Genomic DNA, 18,140 nt, shown 5'->3' on the forward strand with positions numbered 1-18,140 from the left:
GGCAGCTTGAAGGATGACGTGTATAAAAAAAGCCTCCACCAGGGAGGCTTTTAGGCGCTGTTTTCCGTTTCTTCTTTCACGCGCTAGCCTCCCGGGTTCAGGTGCTAAAGTAAAAAAAGAAGCGGAAAATAGCAGCATTCATGCTTGCGTTACCTTGTGTGGTAAAAACCGGACAACCTTTATTGAAAAGGCTTACGGATAAATTGTCAACTAATTGATTGGACTACAAATAAAAGAGAGGGAGCCAGGCTCCCTCTTTTCACCGGCTTATGCCAGAGCTGCTTTCGCTTTTTCGACCAGAGCGGTGAACGCTACTTTGTCGAATACTGCGATGTCAGCCAGGATCTTACGGTCGATTTCAACAGAGGCTTTTTTCAGGCCGTTGATGAATTTGCTGTAAGAAATACCGTTCTGACGTGCTGCTGCGTTGATACGCGCAATCCACAGTTGACGGAACTGACGCTTTTTCTGACGACGGTCACGATAAGCGTACTGACCAGCTTTGATAACAGCCTGGAAGGCAACGCGGTATACGCGAGAACGCGCACCGTAGTAGCCTTTAGCTTGTTTCAAAATTTTCTTGTGACGTGCACGGGCAACTACACCACGTTTTACGCGAGCCATATGTGCTCTCCTGTATCTATATTCTTAGTAAAAAAATGAATTAAACGTTAACGGCTTATGCGTACGGCAGGCACGCGATAACCAGACCCAGATCGCCTTTAGACACGAGGCCTTTTGGACGCAGGTGACGTTTACGCTTAGTAGATTTTTTGGTCAGAATATGACGCAGGTTTGCGTGCTTACGCTTAAATCCACCACCACCGGTTTTTTTGAAGCGCTTAGCAGCACCGCGTACGGTCTTAATTTTTGGCATCTTAATAACTTCCACTTCGCATTGTTAATAAACGAAACGTAGGCGAACAACGGCTGTGGAACCCGTAGGCTCCACAGACATTGCTACTTGAAGGCCTTACTGTTTCTTCTTAGGAGCGAGCACCATGATCATCTGGCGGCCTTCGATCTTCGTTGGGAAGGATTCGACTACTGCCAGTTCACTCAGATCGTCACGGACGCGGTTGAGCACTTCCATACCGATCTGTTGGTGGGCCATCTCACGACCGCGAAAACGCAGCGTGATCTTAGCCTTATCGCCATCTTCCAGAAAGCGTACCAGGCTGCGGAGTTTTACCTGGTAATCGCCATCGTCGGTGCCAGGACGGAATTTAATTTCCTTAACCTGGATAACTTTTTGCTTTTTCTTCTGTTCCTTAGAAGACTTACTCTTTTCATAAAGGAACTTGCCGTAGTCCATGATACGACAAACTGGCGGTTCGGCGTTAGGGCTGATTTCAACTAAATCTACTCCAGCTTCTTCAGCTTTTTCGATCGCTTCTCTCAGACTCACAATACCCAAAGCTTCGCCTTCCAGACCTGTTAAGCGAACTTCCAGGGCGCGAATCTCGCCATTGATACGATTCGGACGTGCCGTTTGAACTCGTTTTCCGCCTTTAATACCTTATTCCTCCAGTTGTTGAAGACTGCGGCTGCGAATCTCTTGTTGCAGCTTCTCGATAACTTCATTTACGTCCAGGCTGCCCAAGTCTTTGCCACGACGGGTACGCACGGCAACTTTGCCTGCTTCTACCTCTTTGTCGCCACAGACCAACATGTAAGGGACACGACGTAAAGTGTGCTCGCGGATTTTAAAGCCTATCTTCTCATTTCTCAAGTCTGCTTTTACACGAATACCCGCATTTTGCAGTTTCTGCGTTAATTCGTTTACGTATTCAGACTGTGAATCGGTAATGTTCATGACCACAACCTGAACCGGCGCAAGCCAGGTCGGGAAGAAGCCAGCAAACTCTTCAGTCAGGATACCGATGAAACGTTCCATAGACCCAAGAATTGCGCGGTGAATCATAACCGGCACCTGACGCTCGTTGTTTTCGCCAACATAAGAGGCGCTTAAACGGGACGGCAGAGAGAAGTCCAGCTGTACAGTACCGCACTGCCATGCACGATCGAGGCAGTCATACAGGGTAAATTCAATTTTCGGACCGTAGAATGCACCTTCACCCAGTTGGAACTCAAACGGGATGTTGTTTTCTTCCAGTGCAACGGCCAGGTCAGCTTCAGCACGGTCCCACATTTCATCGCTACCGATACGTTTTTCCGGGCGAGTGGACAGTTTGACGACGATCTTCTCGAAGCCAAAGGTGCTGTACATATCGTAGACCATACGAATACATGCGTTAACTTCATCGCGGATCTGCTCTTCGGTACAGAAGATATGCGCATCATCCTGAGTGAAGCCACGTACGCGCATCAGACCGTGCAATGCGCCTGACGGCTCATTACGGTGGCAGCTACCGAACTCCGCCATACGCAGCGGCAGATCACGATAAGATTTCAGACCCTGGTTGAAGATCTGAACGTGACCCGGACAGTTCATTGGCTTAATGCAGTATTCACGGTTCTCAGAAGAGGTAGTGAACATCGCATCTTTGTAGTTGTCCCAGTGCCCTGTTTTCTCCCACAGAACACGGTCCATCATGAACGGGCCTTTAACTTCCTGATACTGATACTCTTTGAGTTTGGAACGCACAAAGACTTCCAGTTCACGGAAAATAGTCCAGCCATCGTTATGCCAGAACACCATACCGGGTGCCTCTTCCTGCATATGATACAGGTCGAGTTGCTTACCAATTTTACGGTGATCGCGTTTAGCGGCTTCTTCCAGACGTTGCAGATAGGCGCTCAGCGCTTTTTTATCTGCCCATGCAGTACCGTAAATACGCTGCAGCATCTTGTTGTTGCTGTCGCCACGCCAGTACGCCCCTGCGGTTTTCATCAGTTTGAAGTGATGACAGAAACGCATATTGGGTACGTGCGGACCACGGCACATATCGACATATTCTTCATGATGATACAAACCAGGTTTGTCATCATGGGCAATGTTTTCATCAAGAATAGAGACTTTATAGGTCTCGCCGCGCTTCACGAAGGTTTCACGCGCTTCGTGCCAGCTGACTTTCTTCTTAATGACATCGTAGTTTTTCTCAGCGAGCTCGTGCATCCGCTTTTCGAGCGCGTCGACATCTTCCTGGGTTAACGTACGGTCAAGATCGATATCGTAGTAGAAACCATTGTCAACAACCGGTCCGATCGCCATTTTGGTGTGCGGCCAGAGTTGTTTGATCGCGTGCCCTAACAGGTGCGCACAAGAGTGACGAATGATCTCCAGACCTTCTTCATCTTTAGCGGTGATGATGGAGAGCGTCGCATCTTGTTCAATCAGATCGGAAGCATCAACCAGCTCGCCATTTACACGACCAGCAATAGTGGCTTTCGCCAGACCTGGACCGATGTCCAGCGCAACATCCATGGGGCTTACAGCGTGGTCGTAATGGCGTTGGCTGCCATCAGGAAGAGTAATAACAGGCATGTTATATCCTTATTTGCAGTGGTGACCCACACGTAAGATCACATACAAAGTTTCAATATTTAAAATTACCAAAAAGGTGTGGGCTGATTCCCGCTTCACTCTGCGAAATATGTCACGCATCACCGGACTGGCAATCACGTAACCTACACCCGCTTTTTGATAACACCGTTTGACAGTGTACACGGCATTACGGGCCGATCAAAGCAACAATCAACGCGCTATCTATGATGTAAATCAATTCACTGACAACCTGCCGCCTTTGTTACACTATGCTGTAAGGGTCTGAACGCGACAGGAAAAAGACAATGCCAACAAATCGATTTGCAAAAAAACACTGGAAGATGGTCGTCGTACTACTCGTGATTTGTGCGGCAATGTTGATGCTGCGTTGGGCAGCGATGATTTGGGGTTAAACCTGAGAACGTAGAGGGGAAGGTTCTCTGCGTATTTTATTTTTCAAATATTAATATAGAAAATACATTTCAAAAATACTTTACGTTTAACGCTAAAAACAAAAAAACCGGTACATCATTATCCGGTTTTTTCATTACGACATTTGGGCGATGATATTTCTGAATATTGCCTTGAATATTAGGACCATTCGCCTGCAACCAGTTTATGAACATCAAACGCATCATTCATACTTTGCCCCGTAGACTGGGATCCCGGCGCGATGTTGGAGCCCGCTTCAACGTCGGAGGCATGAGTAATGCCGACCTGAGCCGTACTGTTCGCAGGTGCGCTGGTTGTCTGTTCGGCAGCAAATACGCCGAAGGAAAGAGCAGAAAGCACGATGACGGCTGCACTCGCATTGATTTTTTTCATATATTATTCTCTTACTTAAATTAACGCTAACTTCTGAAAGCGAATTATCGCCTGTGGATTTCAGTGTAGATCTGGATCACGTTTTTATCTAGTCAATTTATTTATCAATTCGTGTCAAATATACTGAATATGTATAAGAACGCGGGATTGTGGAGAAATAATGAAGGAATAATGGAGATGTGAATATTTTAGAAAAAATAAAACTCCGGTCAGAAAATAATAACACTTAATGATAATTTAGAAAAGCCAGGTCATTTATTTGACCCGGCTTATGACTACATACGATAACCGAGTGAAAGTGTCGTGCGGCGATCGGTATGATCTGGCGCCGTTGCTGGCGGTTCAGAGTTCCAGGTCACGTTATAAGCGACCTTCAATCCAAAGTGTTCGTTGATAGCAACATTCAAGGCCGTTTCTGAATTGACTGTCGTATCGTCAGCACCGAATACCGACACACCCTGAGTAAACTTGGTCGTGTCCGTCATCTGCCAGGCATAGGCACCGGATGCATAACCCAGTGGCTGTGTTTCAGTTTCACCATCGGTGTGTTCGTCATAGCGAACACCTGGACCAAATTCAAAACGGAAGCTGTGCACCGGTCCGTTAAGGAACTGACGACCATAACCTGCGGTCAGTACGTCACGCTCGTGATAACCGTTATAACGGTCAGTCAGCCAGCTCGCCTGTCCAAAGAGATAATCGTAATCGGTCATATTAAAACGACTACGACCACCTGCAGCATATTTTTCCGAAGAACGCTCATCATTTGAGGAGGTGTTGCTGGCATTTCCCCACAGAGACCACGCCGTCGTTTCACCGTACCAGGTCATGGTGGTGTCTGCAGTTAAAGAAGAACTTTTTGTGTTGCCTGACTGGGCAAGGTATCCCGCGTTCAGGTTACCTTCAAAAGGTTTTTTCGCGCTGGAAGGGTCATCCATGACAGTAAAAACGGAATCATCGGCGGCGGCATGCATTGACGCAAACACGCACCCCGTCAGCATTAATGCTGCGGGTACTGTCTTCAAAAGCTTCATTTATTAAGAGTCCGTACAACAAAAAAAGAGACCATTACGGTCTCGGAAACTTTCATAGGGATCAATGACAAACGCCCCAAGAAAGGTAACAAATTATAAAAAGACTCGAATAACATAGCAATAAATTCTTATTTCATTTTTTGAATAAGAGCGCTCTTAAATCATTATTTTATTTATATATCTTTACCGCGCGCATTTTAAATAAAGATGCGATAAATCATGCTGTTAATTACTTCACTTTCGTGGCGTTAAGTGCCAGACTGAGGAAAGCCTAACAGGAGGTAAAGATGGTACGTATCTATACGTTAACACTTGCGCCCTCTCTCGATAGCGCAACAATCACCCCTCAAATCTACCCCGAAGGTAAACTTCGCTGTACATCGCCAGTTTTTGAACCGGGTGGCGGTGGCATCAACGTGGCTCGCGCTATTGCACATCTGGGTGGTACCGCGACGGCTATCTTTCCGGCAGGCGGCGCTACCGGAGAGCACCTTGTGTCCCTACTCGCCGATGAAAATGTTCCTGTATCAACAATAGAGGCCAAAGACTGGACCCGACAAAATCTGCATGTCCACGTGGAATCCAGCGGCGAGCAATATCGTTTTGTGATGCCTGGCGCCACGCTCAGTGATGACGAATTTCACCAACTGCAGGATCAGGTGCTGGAGATTGAATCGGGTGCGCTACTGGTGATTAGCGGCAGTTTGCCGCCCGGCGTCAAACTTGAAAAGTTGACCCGGCTTGTCACTACGGCACAAAAACAGGGCATTCGTTGCATTGTTGATAGCTCTGGAGATGCGCTGGCAGCGGCGTTAGCCATCGGTAATATTGAACTGGTCAAACCCAACCTCAAAGAACTGAGCGCCCTCGTCAATCGCGAACTGACTCAGCCTGACGACGTCCGCAAAGCCGCACAGGAAATTGTACAAAGCGGTAAAGCCCATCGCGTTGTGGTCTCGCTTGGGCCACAAGGGGCGCTGGGAGTCGACAGTAAAACCTGCGTACAGGTCGTTCCGCCACCGGTGAAAAGTCAAAGTACTGTCGGCGCGGGCGACAGTATGGTGGGCGCGATGACGCTAAAATTAGCTGAAAACGCCCCTTTTGAAGATATTGTACGCTTTGGTGTCGCAGCCGGTAGCGCCGCCACGCTCAACCACGGTACGCGTCTGTGTTCTTTGGATGATACGCAAAAAATTTATTCGTATCTTTCCAGCTAATCGCACCTCCCCCTTGCGGCAAGGGGGATTTGCCCACAAAACTTTCGGCATATGAATTATGCGTCTATGCTAAAAAATCATGTGATTACAAAGAAGTGAATCACATGCAACCGAAAGTCTCCTTATCCCAGCGAGGAGTGGAAGAACGACAAACATTAAGTGCCTTTCCAGCAATGACGCGTCTATGGTGTGCGTCAGTTCGTGTTTTTTAAACGAATTCTTGCGCTAACCTTATGATCTGGCAGATAACATGGGGAGAGACATCATGTGGCAGGCTATCAGTCGTCTTTTAAGCGAGCAATTAGGTGAAGGCGAAATCGAACTGCGTAATGAACTGCCCGGCGGAGAGATCCACGCCGCATGGCATTTACGCTATGCGGGGCGCGATTTTTTCGTCAAATGCGATGAAAGAGAGCTGTTGTCCGGCTTTACGGCGGAAGCCGATCAGCTGGAACTCCTTTCCCGAAGCCAAACCGTATCCGTTCCCAAAGTCTGGGCGGTAGGTGCAGACAGGGACTACAGCTTCCTGGTGATGGATTTTCTCCCTCCTCGCCCACTTGATGCCCACAACGCCTTTATTCTGGGACAGCAGCTTGCGCATTTGCATGAATGGAGCGATCAACCGCAGTTTGGTCTCGACTTCGATAATGCGCTCTCCACAACACCACAACCCAATACCTGGCAGCGCCGCTGGTCAACCTTTTTTGCGGAACAACGCATTGGCTGGCAACTGGAACTCGCGGCTGAAAAAGGGATCGCGTTTGGCAATATCGACGCCATTGTCGAACATGTTCAGCAGAGACTTTCTTCTCACCAGCCGCAGCCTTCACTGCTCCATGGCGATTTGTGGTCGGGAAACTGTGCTCTCGGCCCTAACGGCCCTTATATTTTTGATCCAGCCTGTTATTGGGGTGACCGGGAGTGCGATCTGGCGATGCTACCGTTACACACCGATCACCCCCCCCAAATTTATGACGGCTATCAGTCTGTCTCACCACTGCCGTTAGATTTTCTGGATCGACAGCCCATCTATCAGCTCTACACTCTGCTGAATCGGGCGATTCTGTTCGGGGGGCAGCACCTGGTGGTGGCGCAAAAAGCGATGGAAAGGTTACTGGCGGCTTAACGCTGAGATAACCTGATAGCGCGTTGTTTATCAGGCCTACCGTTTTGCTCCTGCGTAGGCCTGATAATGCTGTACTTACAAAAATCCCAGTAAGGAAAAGAAGAAATAGCCGATGACGATAACAATCACTGGCAGAATATAGAGCGGGAAAATCTGCAGGAAAATCGTATGGTGCGGCACGACAATACGCGACTCAATTTGCTCGCGCGACAGCCCTTCACTCCCTTTCGCCTGTTCCAGAATCAGTTGGTCTTCGACACCCTCGCGTAAAAAACGTGCCTGACGACTCATTCTGGCCCCCGAATCCTGCATCGCCAGGCCGATAAAAATCAGGATAAAAATCAGCCAGAAGACGAGATTCAGCCCACTTTGAAAATCGGGTGTCGGCGAGTTATACCAAAACAGATTCAGAAACGGCGTATTCACCCGCATCATGTCAATCATCACATGGGCAAAATCGAGCATAACCGCGTTAATGCCCTCCTGTTTCTCACTGTGCGCATACATAAATTTCAGTACTGAAACCAACGTTGAAATCAGCGCAGGGATGAAAATAATCCACCCCACCAGCCTTTTCAAAATCGCGATGCGTCCAGCTTGTTGATACGTCATGCGTTCCCCTTGATAAAGACGTGTCATTTTGGCCTAAGTTTACCCGTTGATAACCGTTTTCGCCTGATCTTTAAAGGCGATATAATGAGGATTAGCCATAATGAACGCTTAGAGCCTGTTCAACTGCGCTCTTAATCCCTGCTGTTTAATTCTCAAAGGAGAGGTTGTGATGTCAACCCCGCGTCAAATTCTTGCTGCAATTTTCGATATGGATGGATTACTGGTCGATTCAGAACCCCTCTGGGATCAGGCCGAACTGGATGTGATGGCAAGTTTAGGCGTAGATATCACCCGCCGCCATGAACTTCCGGATACATTGGGATTGCGTATCGACATGGTTGTGGATCTCTGGTTCGCCCAGCAGCCGTGGAACGGCCCGTCGCGCCAGGAGGTCACTGACCGGATCATCACCCGAGCCATTTCACTGGTCGAAGAAACTCGCCCATTGCTGCCCGGCGTGCGTGAAGCCGTCGCGCTGTGTAAGGAGCAGGGGCTGATGGTTGGGCTTGCGTCTGCCTCCCCACTGCATATGCTGGAAAAAGTGCTGACCATGTTTGATCTCCGCGACAGCTTTGATGCACTGGCTTCCGCAGAAAAACTCCCGTACAGCAAACCACATCCTCAGGTTTACCTCGACTGCGCCGCAAAACTGGGCGTTGACCCATTAACCTGTGTGGCACTGGAAGACTCCGTTAACGGTATGATCGCCTCGAAAGCGGCGCGTATGCGCTCCATCGTCGTACCTGCACACGAGAATCAGGACGATCCGCGGTTTGTGCTTGCCGACGTAAAACTGACGTCGCTTGTTAATCTTACCGCCGCTCAACTGCGCGGGTAATCCGCCAACGGGCAATGCCAGCATTGCCCGTTTTCTTCGTGAAATCACAAATTTCAAAACATCGTTTCATTTTTAATTGTATTTGTTTGCCACCTCTCCTATCCTTCACCTGAACCACAGCAATAACAATAATTGATAATCGGGGTGAACATGGTTTTGGATACGTTTGGTCTTACAGGTAAAGTCGCAATCGTCACCGGATGTGATACCGGCCTTGGCCAAGGTATGGCGCTTGCGCTGGCAGAGGCGGGCTGTGACGTGGTTGGGGTGAATCGCAAAATCCCGCATGATACAGCGGCGAAGATCCAGGCCCTCGGCCGGCGTTTTATGGCTATTCAGGCTGACCTCAGTCGACAGGACGCCCTCGCTGACATTGTGACCCAAACCGTCACCACGCTGGGCCGGGTCGATATTCTGGTCAACAACGCGGGGACCATTCGTCGCCAGGACGCGCTGGACTTTAGCGAGAAAGACTGGGATGAGGTGATGAACGTAAATCTCAAATCCGTGTTCTTTTTATCCCAGGCCGTAGCGCGCCAGTTTCTCGCTCAGGGAAACGGGGGAAAAATCATTAATATTGCGTCAATGCTCTCTTTTCAGGGTGGCATCCGCGTGCCTTCCTATACGGCATCGAAAAGCGGTGTGCTGGGTATCACCCGCCTGCTGGCAAACGAGTGGGCTGCGCAAGGTATCAATGTTAACGCAATCGCGCCGGGTTATATGGCCACGAATAATACGCAGCAGTTGCGTGAAGATACCGCGCGTAACCAGGAGATTGTTGATCGTATTCCAGCCGGACGCTGGGGAACGCCGGACGACCTGAAAGGACCGGTAGTTTTCCTTGCCAGTTCCGCCTCTGACTACATCAATGGCTATACGCTGGCAGTGGATGGCGGGTGGCTGGCGCGTTAATCGCCCGATTGTGACAAAGGGTTACAACGTCACCTCTTCCGTCTACTGTATAAAACCCCTATACTGTATGAATTGACAGTTTATTGGGTTTTATCATGACGGCGGAAGGCCACCTTCTTTTTTCTATTGCCTGTGCGGTATTTGCCAAAAATGCCGAGCTAACGCCCGTTCTCGCTCAGGGTGACTGGTGGCATATTGTTCCTTCAGCCATTTTAACGTGCCTGCTGCCCGATATCGATCATCCTAAGTCTTTGCTTGGCCAACGTCTGAAATGGATCTCAAAACCGATTGCCCGGGCATTTGGCCATCGGGGTTTTACCCATAGTCTGCTGGCGGTCTTCGCCCTGCTTGCCACGTTTTACCTGAAAGTCCCTGATACCTGGATAATCCCTGCCGATGCGTTACAAGGGATGGTGCTCGGCTACCTGAGCCACATTCTGGCAGATATGCTCACCCCTGCAGGCGTTCCCCTGTTATGGCCCTGCCGCTGGCGTTTTCGCCTGCCGATCCTCGTACCGCAAAAAGGGAATCAACTGGAGCGATTTTTATGCATGGCGCTGTTCGCGTGGGCAATCTGGATGCCGCAAACAGTACCGGATAACAGTGCTGTCCGCTGGTCATCGCAAATGATTAATACCTTACAAATGCAGTTTAACCGTTTTATAAAGCATCAGGCTGATTAAGAAATCGGCCAAAACAGCGTTTTTGGCATAAACAATTCCATTTGAATATAAGAGGCAAGTCACAGTTCTGCTAATCTTGCGCCAACAGAATCACCGAAGCTGGGTGATACATATAAAAAGATCAGGAGAACGGGGATGAACTTTCCATTAATCGCGAACATTGTCGTGTTCGTCGCACTGCTGTTTGTGCTGGCGCAAGCCCGCCATAAACAGTGGAGTCTGGCCAAAAAAGTACTGGTTGGTCTTGTCATGGGTGTGGTGTTTGGCCTTGCCCTGCACACGATTTACGGCTCTGACAGCCAGGTACTGAAAGATTCCGTACAATGGTTCAACATTGTCGGTAACGGTTATGTGCAACTGCTGCAAATGATTGTTATGCCGCTGGTATTTGCCTCCATTCTCAGCGCCGTAGCCCGTCTGCACAACGCTTCCCAACTGGGTAAAATCAGCTTCCTGACCATCGGAACGCTGCTGTTTACTACGCTGATTGCCGCGCTGGTCGGTGTTTTGGTAACCAACCTGTTCGGTCTGACCGCAGAAGGTCTGGTGCAGGGCGGTGCGGAAACAGCACGTCTGAATGCTATCCAAACCAATTATGTCGGCAAAGTCGCTGACCTCAGTGTTCCACAACTGGTGCTGTCGTTTATACCGAAAAACCCGTTTGCCGACCTGACCGGTGCTAACCCGACGTCGATCATCAGCGTTGTGATTTTCGCCGCATTCCTGGGTGTGGCTGCGCTTAAACTGCTGAAAGATGACGCACCGAAAGGCGAGCGTGTGTTAATCGCCATCGATACCCTGCAAAGCTGGGTGATGAAGCTGGTGCGTCTGGTTATGCAGTTGACGCCGTACGGTGTGCTGGCGCTGATGACCAAAGTTGTTGCGGGCTCCAACCTGCAAGACATCATCAAACTGGGTAGCTTCGTCGTAGCGTCTTATCTCGGTCTGGCGATTATGTTCGTGGTTCACGGTGTACTGCTGGGTATTAACGGTGTTAGCCCGCTGAAATACTTCCGTAAAGTCTGGCCGGTACTGACCTTCGCCTTCACCAGCCGCTCCAGTGCAGCCTCTATTCCGCTGAATGTTGAAGCGCAGACCCGTCGTCTGGGTGTACCGGAGTCCATCGCCAGCTTTGCAGCCTCATTTGGTGCAACGATTGGTCAAAACGGTTGTGCCGGTCTCTACCCGGCTATGCTGGCCGTGATGGTTGCCCCAACTGTCGGGATTAACCCGCTGGACCCAATGTGGATTGCCACACTGGTCGGTATTGTGACTGTCAGCTCCGCCGGTGTTGCGGGTGTCGGCGGCGGTGCGACCTTTGCTGCACTGATCGTACTGCCTGCAATGGGTCTGCCGGTCACGCTGGTCGCTCTGCTGATCTCCGTTGAACCGTTGATCGATATGGGTCGTACCGCATTGAACGTTAGCGGTTCCATGACTGCCGGTACGCTCACCAGCCAGTGGCTGAAGCAGACCGACAAAGCCGTTCTGGACAGTGATGATAATGCCGAACTGGCGCACCACTAAGCCTGCAACGAAAGCATAAAAAAACGCCGGAGCATGATGCTCCGGCGTTTTTTTTATATCCGATTACTCGCTCAATTCATTTTCCTGGCGAACCTGGTTCGCCCAGCGTTGTGCCGATTCCGGGACCGTAAACGCTGGCGAACGCTGAAAGGCCTCTCCTATTAAGACAAAAGCGACATATTTTCCGCGCAGTATCCATACGTCACGAAACGCATCCATTTTTATCGCATGCTCTGGCGGCGCGGGCTCTACACGCGGAACATAGCTGATAACAGGACGATTTTGTTGGCGAAGAGGTTTCATAATCAGTTGCTTCACTAAAGACAAAGACTAAAAATCAGAAAAACACTATCTTAGCCGATTTTGCGCCCTGACGTCCTGCCTTGCGTGCGCTGTTTGCCCTGTTCATAACGGTTTATCGCACCACCTCCGCCGGGCACCCACAGATGAGTGGTCTATAGTTAAAGCTTTTGACAGCAACAACGACCCTTTCAGAAATGAAAACAGGAGACGAGTTCAATGTCACACAATGAAAAGCACCCACTCCATCACCCTGCGCCGGTTCATGATGCCAGCGAATCCAAACCAGGGCTTGATTCACTGGCTCCTGATGACGGCTCGCACAAACCGACACCAGAACTGACTCCACCGGGCATGCAACCCACCGCCCCAGGCAGCATAAAGGCTCCCGATACGGTTAACGACAAACTCAACGCCCTGGAGCAACATCGTAAAGGTAGCGAAAACTTTGCCCTTACCACCAACCAGGGCGTACGTATCGCAGACGACCAAAACTCTCTACGCGCCGGAAACCGTGGACCAACATTGCTGGAAGATTTTATCCTGCGGGAGAAAATTACCCATTTTGATCACGAGCGTATTCCTGAAAGAATTGTCCATGCCCGAGGTTCCGCCGCACATGGTTACTTCCAGCCCTATCGCAGCTTAAGTGCAACGACGAAAGCCGACTTTCTGTCTGATGAAAGCAAGATAACCCCCGTGTTTGTACGTTTCTCAACCGTCCAGGGCGGCGCAGGCTCCGCAGATACCGTCAGAGATATTCGCGGTTTTGCGACAAAGTTTTATACCGAAGAGGGCATTTTCGATCTGGTGGGGAATAATACCCCCATCTTTTTTATTCAGGATGCCCACAAATTCCCGGATTTCGTCCACGCCGTTAAACCTGAACCTCATTGGGCTATTCCGCAAGGGCAAAGCGCCCACGATACCTTTTGGGATTACGTCTCCCTGCAGCCGGAAACACTGCATAACGTCATGTGGGCCATGTCCGACCGGGGCATCCCCAGAAGCTATCGCACCATGGAAGGCTTTGGCATTCATACCTTCCGGCTGATTAACGCCGAGGGCAAAGCGACCTTTGTACGCTTCCACTGGAAACCTCTTGCCGGTAAGGCTTCCCTGATATGGGATGAAGCGCAAAAACTGACCGGCCGGGATCCTGACTTTCACCGCCGGGATCTGTGGGAAGCCATTGAAGCGGGCGATTATCCAGAATATGAACTGGGGTTACAGTTAATTCCTGAAGAAGACGAATTCAAATTCGATTTTGACCTGCTCGACCCCACAAAACTGATCCCCGAAGAGCTGGTTCCGGTTCAACGTGTCGGTAAAATGGTGCTTAATCGCAACCCGGACAATTTCTTCGCCGAAAACGAACAGGTAGCTTTTCATCCTGGACATATCGTCCCCGGCATTGATTTTACCAACGACCCTCTGTTACAAGGCCGACTCTTCTCGTACACCGATACACAAATCAGCCGTCTGGGCGGGCCGAATTTCCATGAAATCCCCATTAACCGCCCTACCTGCCCGTATCATAACTTCCAACGCGATGGCATGCATCGTATGGACATTGATACGAATCCTGCCAACTACGAACCCAACTCCATTAACGATAACTGGCCCCGTGAAACTCCACCCGGTCCTAAACACGGTGGATTTGAATCCTATCAGGAGCGCATTGACGGAGATAAAATTCGCGAACGCAGTCCCTCATTTGCAGAGTACTATGCGCACCCTCGCCTGTTCTGGCTAAGCCAGACACCCGTTGAACAGCAGCATATTGTTGGCGGATTCAGTTTTGAGCTTAGCAAAGTCACCCGCCCTTACATTCGGGAAAGAGTGGTCGATCAGCTGGCGCATATTGATCTCCAGCTTGCACAATCCGTAGCAACTAACCTTGGTTTTGAACTGACCGATGAACAGACGCAGATTACGCCACCACCCAATGTAAATGGGCTACAAAAAGCGCCATCTCTTAGCCTGTACGCGAATTCGCAGGGAGATATTAAAGGTCGCGTCGTGGCGATTTTACTCAATGATCAGGTGAAATCAGCCGATATGCTGGCGGTGTTGCAAGCCTTACAGGCTAAGGGCGTTCACAGCAAATTGCTTTATTCGCGGATGGGAGATGTCATTGCTGACGATGGCTCCGTACTGACGATCGCGGGGACCTTCTCCGGCTCGCCGTCACTGACCGTCGATGCGGTTATTGTTCCTTGCGGTAATATCGCAGATATCGAAGCGAGAGGTGATGCCCGTTATTACTTGCTGGAAGCGTACAAGCATTTAAAACCTATCGCGCTGGCAGGCGATGCCCGTCAGTTTAAGGCCGTGCTGAATATTGCAAACCAGGGAGAAGAAGGCGTAGTGGAAGCAGACAATGCGGATGCACAATTCATGGACACGTTATTTGCGCTGATGGCCGAGCATCGCGTCTGGTCACGTGCGGGTAAAACAGGAGCCATTCCGGCCTAAAAAAAATGCGGCGCGTCTTCGCGCCGCAAACTCAGGAATTACACGTTCAGAAAACTGCCAAGACGATAACCGCGCTCCGCAATAGCATATTTCAATGACGAAGACGTCAGCACATCAAGCTCAGTTAAACGGGGGTAACAGTAGGCACTTTGTCGAATAGTGTTGTCGATAAAGGCCGGGTGACACATAACTTCCAGCGAAGACTCACCTCTGTCAGCTGACGCATCCAGTACCTGCAAAAACAGCGCTTCAGAAATCTCTTCGCCATAAAACTCACTGCTGAATCCATGAGAAGTACGCAACGAATCCGGCAAGTCAGCGGCCTGCAATACCGTCCGGCGGTCGATACGCAACGCAATGCCGCGTTGTGCAGCAAAGCTGGCCACGATGGGGAATAGCTGCGGGAACATATGCACATGGTGGTGACTATCCAGATGCGTCGGTTCCCGCCCGAACAAGGCGATAAAACGCGCATACTGAGCCTCCAGCTCCTGTGAAATTTCATCCAGCGGCAAGGCATCTTCCTCAGCCATCTGCCAGATCCATTTCCCCAAAAGCCCATCGCGAACGAGGCCTGGCATCGCCGTCAACGGTTTCCCCAGCGTCAGAACAAAGTGCATACCAACGGCAAGTTGAGGTAAATCGCGACTCAGTTGGACTGCGTGGTCAATGGCCTCGCCATTCACCAGCGCTGTCGTCGATGTCACAACACCATTGCGACAGGCCTCAACAATGCCGTAGTTTTGTCCTTTGCTCAGGCCAAAATCATCCGCATTCACAATCAGTACGCGTTCCATAGCCAACCTCGATCAGTGTTGTTCGCTTTTGAGTTTCTCGATACACGCGGCAAAGTTAGGCAGCCACTTCTCGTGCGCCAGAATCAGCTCACGCGCCAGGATTTCAGCATCACGGTCAGAGTGCACCAACGGGCTCAGGTTTAACGCCAGCAGCACATCATTAAACTCACCGCTCAACGCAGCATTACTGGCCGCCACTTCAAACCCTTTAATGGTATAGATAAGACCCAGCACTTTCTCATCAAAATGCGTGATCCGTGGGTGCGGCGTTGCGCCATTACGCCCCAACGTGCAGGTCATTTCTACCGCCCAGTCAGCCGGAATATTATCAACATGCCCATGGTGAGGAATGTTGACATAGTGCTCTGTCTGCTTGTCGTTGTAGATAGCGTTGATCACTTCGCAAGCCGCATCAGAATAATAAGCGCCACCGCGTTGCTCAAGCTCCTTCGGTTTTACGTTCAGTTCAGGGTTCTTATAAAGTTCGAAAAGCTGCTTCTCGACTTTCTGTACCACCTGAGCGCGTGCGCCGCCCTTATAATATTCACCCATTTCAATGGCCAACATCTCTTTTGGCTTGAAGTAGTAGAGCAAATAAGAGCACGGCAACAGTTTCAGCGAACGAATAAGTCCTTCGCTAAACGGCAAGTCGAAAATATTTTTTACCGTAGAGGCTTTAAGCTGACCTGAAGCCACGCCGTCCAGCAGTTCATCAAAACGCGATTCACCGTTCACCAGTACGTCTTTAATAAAGACCATATGGTTTAAACCGAACAGATCGATAGATAAATCGTCGCTCTCTTTCAGCGCCAGCACATCACTAATAAACATTTTCATGCCGATGGGAATATTACACACACCGATGAATTTCTTGAAATTAGTGTGGCGATAGACCGCTTCTGTCACCATCCCGGCCGGGTTCGTAAAGTTAATCACCCAGGCATTCGGACACAATTCTTCGACATCCTTCACGATGTCAAAAATAACCGGAATGGTACGCAGACCTTTAAACAGGCCGCCTGCACCGTTCGTCTCCTGTCCGAGATAGCCGTGGCTCAGCGGAATACGTTCATCCTGTTCACGCGCTTTCAATTGCCCGACTCGCAGCTGTGTTGTCACAAAATCAGCATCTTTCAACGCTTCACGACGATCCAGCGTTTTATACAGCTTCATCGGGACGCCAGCTTTGTCGATCATTCTCTGGCATAAATCAAAAATAATATCCAGCTTCTCTTTTCCACCCTCGACATCCACCAGCCACAGTTCAGTAACCGGTAATTCATGATAACGCTTAATAAAGCCTTCAAGTAATTCAGGGGTGTAGCTGCTCCCGCCACCAATAGTGACGACTTTTAATTTCTGATTCATAATTTCTCCCTTCAGTGTAAAAACACTGACGTGTATTACGCTTTACCCTTTCTTCAGGAATAGCATTGCAATCCCGGTAATATTTAGGGCAAGCGATGAAAACTGGCAATTAACGAATAATGTTTACTGATTAAATTCAGTTAATTTCTTACGATAGCTATTCGGCGTAAACGACGTCATTTTCTTAAACGTTTTAATAAACAGGCTTGGGCTGCTGTATCCCGACTCATACGCAATATCTGTGACAGAATAGTTAGTCATCTCCAGCTGTTTTTTAGCAAAGTTAATGCGGATTTCATTAATAATCTGCATGGGTGTTTTGCTGTAATACCGCTGCGTTGCGCGGGTCAGATACTCCTGGGACTTTGCGGACAGGTGTACCATATTTTCCAACGCATTTTCACTAAACTGCCGTTTATCATGCATAGTCTCCACGGTGGTTTTAAGCCATTGTGGAATATCATCCAGTACTTGCTCTTCACGATGATGACGCAGCCGATTAATAATATAGAAGGTGACCACTTCTACAAATTCATCCAGCCCGCTCTCGCGAAAGTTCAGCGATGCAATCACCGTTTCAATATAGGTGAGAAAAGAGTTATTAGCCCGATACACCTGTGATGCTACAAAACAAAACGGTAATAAAGGATGATAATGCTGTTCAAAAAAACGTTTGCTGATACCAACGTTAAGGATTCTGGTGGCGCCAAAATCATAGAAACTTTGGTGATGCGATCCCAGCGGGATAAAGACAAAGTCTCCACGTTCAAGCAGCACGCGCTTGCCGTTGATTTCCTGATAATAACGTCCGGTTAAAACCAGGGTAAATTCATAGTAGTCATGCTGATGCAGTCCACTGATACTCTCAGTTTTGTTGTAGATAAACACATGAAAATTTTTGCCATTAAAAAGCTGCTGCTCATAAACGGTTTTGATTTCCGGTGCGTTAATCTGTAGCTGCATCATTCACTCCTC

At 49.4% G+C, this 18,140-nt stretch carries 20 protein-coding genes and 1 other annotated feature; of the genes, 8 read left to right on the forward strand and 12 right to left on the reverse strand.

All coding sequences use genetic code 11. The features are described 5' to 3' along the window. Positions 1-22 precede the first annotated feature (22 nt). Positions 23-147 (reverse strand) — a sequence feature (Phe leader region). From pheM to thrS, 5 genes are all read right to left on the reverse strand, one after another. Beyond that, on the reverse strand, positions 98-142 hold the full coding sequence (pheM, locus tag N7268_RS22935) for a pheST operon leader peptide PheM (RefSeq protein WP_001386830.1): 45 nt from the start codon (positions 140-142) through the stop codon (positions 98-100). It overlaps the preceding feature by 45 nt. A 120-nt stretch (positions 148-267) precedes the next feature. Next, positions 268-624, reverse strand: a complete 357-nt coding sequence (rplT, locus tag N7268_RS22940) for a 50S ribosomal protein L20 (RefSeq protein ID WP_003030578.1) — start codon at positions 622-624, stop codon at positions 268-270. A gap of 55 nt (positions 625-679) precedes the next feature. Continuing rightward, complete coding sequence (gene rpmI, locus N7268_RS22945) at positions 680-877, reverse strand: 50S ribosomal protein L35 (protein WP_003030583.1); 198 nt, start codon at positions 875-877, stop codon at positions 680-682. Between the two features lie 96 nt (positions 878-973). Then, positions 974-1,516, reverse strand: coding sequence for a translation initiation factor IF-3 (gene infC, locus N7268_RS22950; RefSeq protein WP_048997935.1), 543 nt, complete (start codon positions 1,514-1,516; stop codon positions 974-976). 3 nt (positions 1,517-1,519) lie between these two features. After that, positions 1,520-3,448 carry a threonine--tRNA ligase gene (gene thrS, locus N7268_RS22955; RefSeq protein ID WP_198904384.1) on the reverse strand — a complete coding sequence of 643 codons (1,929 nt, stop codon included), beginning with the start codon at positions 3,446-3,448 and terminating at the stop codon, positions 1,520-1,522. A gap of 305 nt (positions 3,449-3,753) precedes the next feature. Between thrS and yniD the strand changes: the two genes are divergently transcribed. Further along, positions 3,754-3,861 carry a small membrane protein YniD gene (gene yniD, locus N7268_RS22960; protein WP_123969695.1) on the forward strand — a complete coding sequence of 36 codons (108 nt, stop codon included), beginning with the start codon at positions 3,754-3,756 and terminating at the stop codon, positions 3,859-3,861. 178 nt (positions 3,862-4,039) lie between these two features. Here yniD and N7268_RS22965 read toward each other — a convergent pair whose 3' ends face one another. Both N7268_RS22965 and N7268_RS22970 read right to left on the reverse strand, forming a co-directional pair. Beyond that, on the reverse strand, positions 4,040-4,273 hold the full coding sequence (locus tag N7268_RS22965; protein ID WP_260864612.1) for a hypothetical protein: 234 nt from the start codon (positions 4,271-4,273) through the stop codon (positions 4,040-4,042). Positions 4,274-4,548: 275 nt separating this feature from the next. After that, the gene (locus N7268_RS22970) at positions 4,549-5,307 is read right to left on the reverse strand and encodes a YdiY family protein (RefSeq protein WP_260864613.1); all 759 of its coding nucleotides are present in this window, start codon (positions 5,305-5,307) and stop codon (positions 4,549-4,551) included. A gap of 287 nt (positions 5,308-5,594) precedes the next feature. On the opposite strand from N7268_RS22970, the gene pfkB reads away from it, so the two are divergent. Both pfkB and N7268_RS22980 read left to right on the forward strand, forming a co-directional pair. After that, positions 5,595-6,524 (forward strand): 6-phosphofructokinase II, encoded by a 930-nt coding sequence (gene pfkB / locus N7268_RS22975; RefSeq protein ID WP_198904387.1) that lies wholly within the window; start codon positions 5,595-5,597, stop codon positions 6,522-6,524. Positions 6,525-6,789: 265 nt separating this feature from the next. Continuing rightward, positions 6,790-7,650 (forward strand): fructosamine kinase family protein, encoded by an 861-nt coding sequence (locus tag N7268_RS22980; RefSeq protein ID WP_260864614.1) that lies wholly within the window; start codon positions 6,790-6,792, stop codon positions 7,648-7,650. A gap of 75 nt (positions 7,651-7,725) precedes the next feature. Here the strand turns inward: N7268_RS22980 and N7268_RS22985 are convergent, their stop codons facing one another. Continuing rightward, positions 7,726-8,262 carry a YniB family protein gene (locus tag N7268_RS22985; protein WP_260864615.1) on the reverse strand — a complete coding sequence of 179 codons (537 nt, stop codon included), beginning with the start codon at positions 8,260-8,262 and terminating at the stop codon, positions 7,726-7,728. A gap of 169 nt (positions 8,263-8,431) precedes the next feature. Between N7268_RS22985 and hxpB the strand changes: the two genes are divergently transcribed. From hxpB to tcyP, 4 genes are all read left to right on the forward strand, one after another. After that, a complete protein-coding gene (gene hxpB / locus N7268_RS22990; RefSeq protein WP_260864616.1) occupies positions 8,432-9,100 on the forward strand; it encodes a hexitol phosphatase HxpB in 669 nt (222 codons plus the stop codon). 150 nt (positions 9,101-9,250) lie between these two features. Further along, positions 9,251-10,012 (forward strand): 2-dehydro-3-deoxy-D-gluconate 5-dehydrogenase KduD, encoded by a 762-nt coding sequence (gene kduD, locus N7268_RS22995; RefSeq protein WP_260864617.1) that lies wholly within the window; start codon positions 9,251-9,253, stop codon positions 10,010-10,012. 95 nt (positions 10,013-10,107) lie between these two features. Then, the gene (locus N7268_RS23000; protein WP_260864618.1) at positions 10,108-10,695 is read left to right on the forward strand and encodes a metal-dependent hydrolase; all 588 of its coding nucleotides are present in this window, start codon (positions 10,108-10,110) and stop codon (positions 10,693-10,695) included. A gap of 135 nt (positions 10,696-10,830) precedes the next feature. After that, positions 10,831-12,222: a cystine/sulfocysteine:cation symporter gene (tcyP, locus tag N7268_RS23005; RefSeq protein WP_260864619.1), complete on the forward strand. Its 1,392-nt coding sequence runs from the start codon at positions 10,831-10,833 to the stop codon at positions 12,220-12,222. Positions 12,223-12,285: 63 nt separating this feature from the next. Here the strand turns inward: tcyP and cedA are convergent, their stop codons facing one another. After that, on the reverse strand, positions 12,286-12,549 hold the full coding sequence (gene cedA / locus N7268_RS23010; RefSeq protein WP_198904393.1) for a cell division activator CedA: 264 nt from the start codon (positions 12,547-12,549) through the stop codon (positions 12,286-12,288). Between the two features lie 192 nt (positions 12,550-12,741). On the opposite strand from cedA, the gene katE reads away from it, so the two are divergent. Next, entirely contained in the window at positions 12,742-15,000 is a 2,259-nt protein-coding gene (gene katE, locus N7268_RS23015; protein WP_260864620.1) for a catalase HPII, read from the forward strand. A 38-nt stretch (positions 15,001-15,038) separates the two neighbouring features. Here the strand turns inward: katE and chbG are convergent, their stop codons facing one another. The 3 genes from chbG to chbR all read right to left on the reverse strand — a co-directional run bounded on the left by chbG (position 15,039) and on the right by chbR (position 18,131). Next, positions 15,039-15,797 carry a chitin disaccharide deacetylase gene (gene chbG / locus N7268_RS23020; RefSeq protein ID WP_260864621.1) on the reverse strand — a complete coding sequence of 253 codons (759 nt, stop codon included), beginning with the start codon at positions 15,795-15,797 and terminating at the stop codon, positions 15,039-15,041. A 12-nt stretch (positions 15,798-15,809) separates the two neighbouring features. Beyond that, positions 15,810-17,165, reverse strand: coding sequence for a 6-phospho-beta-glucosidase (locus N7268_RS23025; RefSeq protein ID WP_198904396.1), 1,356 nt, complete (start codon positions 17,163-17,165; stop codon positions 15,810-15,812). A 123-nt stretch (positions 17,166-17,288) separates the two neighbouring features. Further along, positions 17,289-18,131: a transcriptional regulator ChbR gene (chbR, locus tag N7268_RS23030; protein WP_260864622.1), complete on the reverse strand. Its 843-nt coding sequence runs from the start codon at positions 18,129-18,131 to the stop codon at positions 17,289-17,291. Positions 18,132-18,140: the final 9 nt, after the last annotated feature.

Origin of the sequence: Citrobacter sp. Marseille-Q6884 (assembly GCF_945906775.1) — a bacterium.
Taxonomy (GTDB): Bacteria; Pseudomonadota; Gammaproteobacteria; order Enterobacterales; family Enterobacteriaceae; genus Citrobacter.

Bases quoted from the DNA above. Each gene is read 5' to 3' on its own strand.
- pfkB (WP_198904387.1), top strand. From the start codon at position 5,595: ATGGTACGTATCTATACGTTAACACTTGCGCCCTCTCTCGATAGCGCA.
- N7268_RS23025 (WP_198904396.1), bottom strand. From the start codon at position 17,165: ATGAATCAGAAATTAAAAGTCGTCACTATTGGTGGCGGGAGCAGCTAC.
- N7268_RS22985 (WP_260864615.1), bottom strand. From the start codon at position 8,262: ATGACGTATCAACAAGCTGGACGCATCGCGATTTTGAAAAGGCTGGTG.
- yniD (WP_123969695.1), top strand. From the start codon at position 3,754: ATGCCAACAAATCGATTTGCAAAAAAACACTGGAAGATGGTCGTCGTA.
- hxpB (WP_260864616.1), top strand. From the start codon at position 8,432: ATGTCAACCCCGCGTCAAATTCTTGCTGCAATTTTCGATATGGATGGA.
- N7268_RS22980 (WP_260864614.1), top strand. From the start codon at position 6,790: ATGTGGCAGGCTATCAGTCGTCTTTTAAGCGAGCAATTAGGTGAAGGC.
- chbR (WP_260864622.1), bottom strand. From the start codon at position 18,131: ATGATGCAGCTACAGATTAACGCACCGGAAATCAAAACCGTTTATGAG.
- katE (WP_260864620.1), top strand. From the start codon at position 12,742: ATGTCACACAATGAAAAGCACCCACTCCATCACCCTGCGCCGGTTCAT.
- tcyP (WP_260864619.1), top strand. From the start codon at position 10,831: ATGAACTTTCCATTAATCGCGAACATTGTCGTGTTCGTCGCACTGCTG.
- N7268_RS22965 (WP_260864612.1), bottom strand. From the start codon at position 4,273: ATGAAAAAAATCAATGCGAGTGCAGCCGTCATCGTGCTTTCTGCTCTT.
- thrS (WP_198904384.1), bottom strand. From the start codon at position 3,448: ATGCCTGTTATTACTCTTCCTGATGGCAGCCAACGCCATTACGACCAC.
- kduD (WP_260864617.1), top strand. From the start codon at position 9,251: ATGGTTTTGGATACGTTTGGTCTTACAGGTAAAGTCGCAATCGTCACC.
- N7268_RS22970 (WP_260864613.1), bottom strand. From the start codon at position 5,307: ATGAAGCTTTTGAAGACAGTACCCGCAGCATTAATGCTGACGGGGTGC.
- chbG (WP_260864621.1), bottom strand. From the start codon at position 15,797: ATGGAACGCGTACTGATTGTGAATGCGGATGATTTTGGCCTGAGCAAA.
- rpmI (WP_003030583.1), bottom strand. From the start codon at position 877: ATGCCAAAAATTAAGACCGTACGCGGTGCTGCTAAGCGCTTCAAAAAA.
- N7268_RS23000 (WP_260864618.1), top strand. From the start codon at position 10,108: ATGACGGCGGAAGGCCACCTTCTTTTTTCTATTGCCTGTGCGGTATTT.
- rplT (WP_003030578.1), bottom strand. From the start codon at position 624: ATGGCTCGCGTAAAACGTGGTGTAGTTGCCCGTGCACGTCACAAGAAA.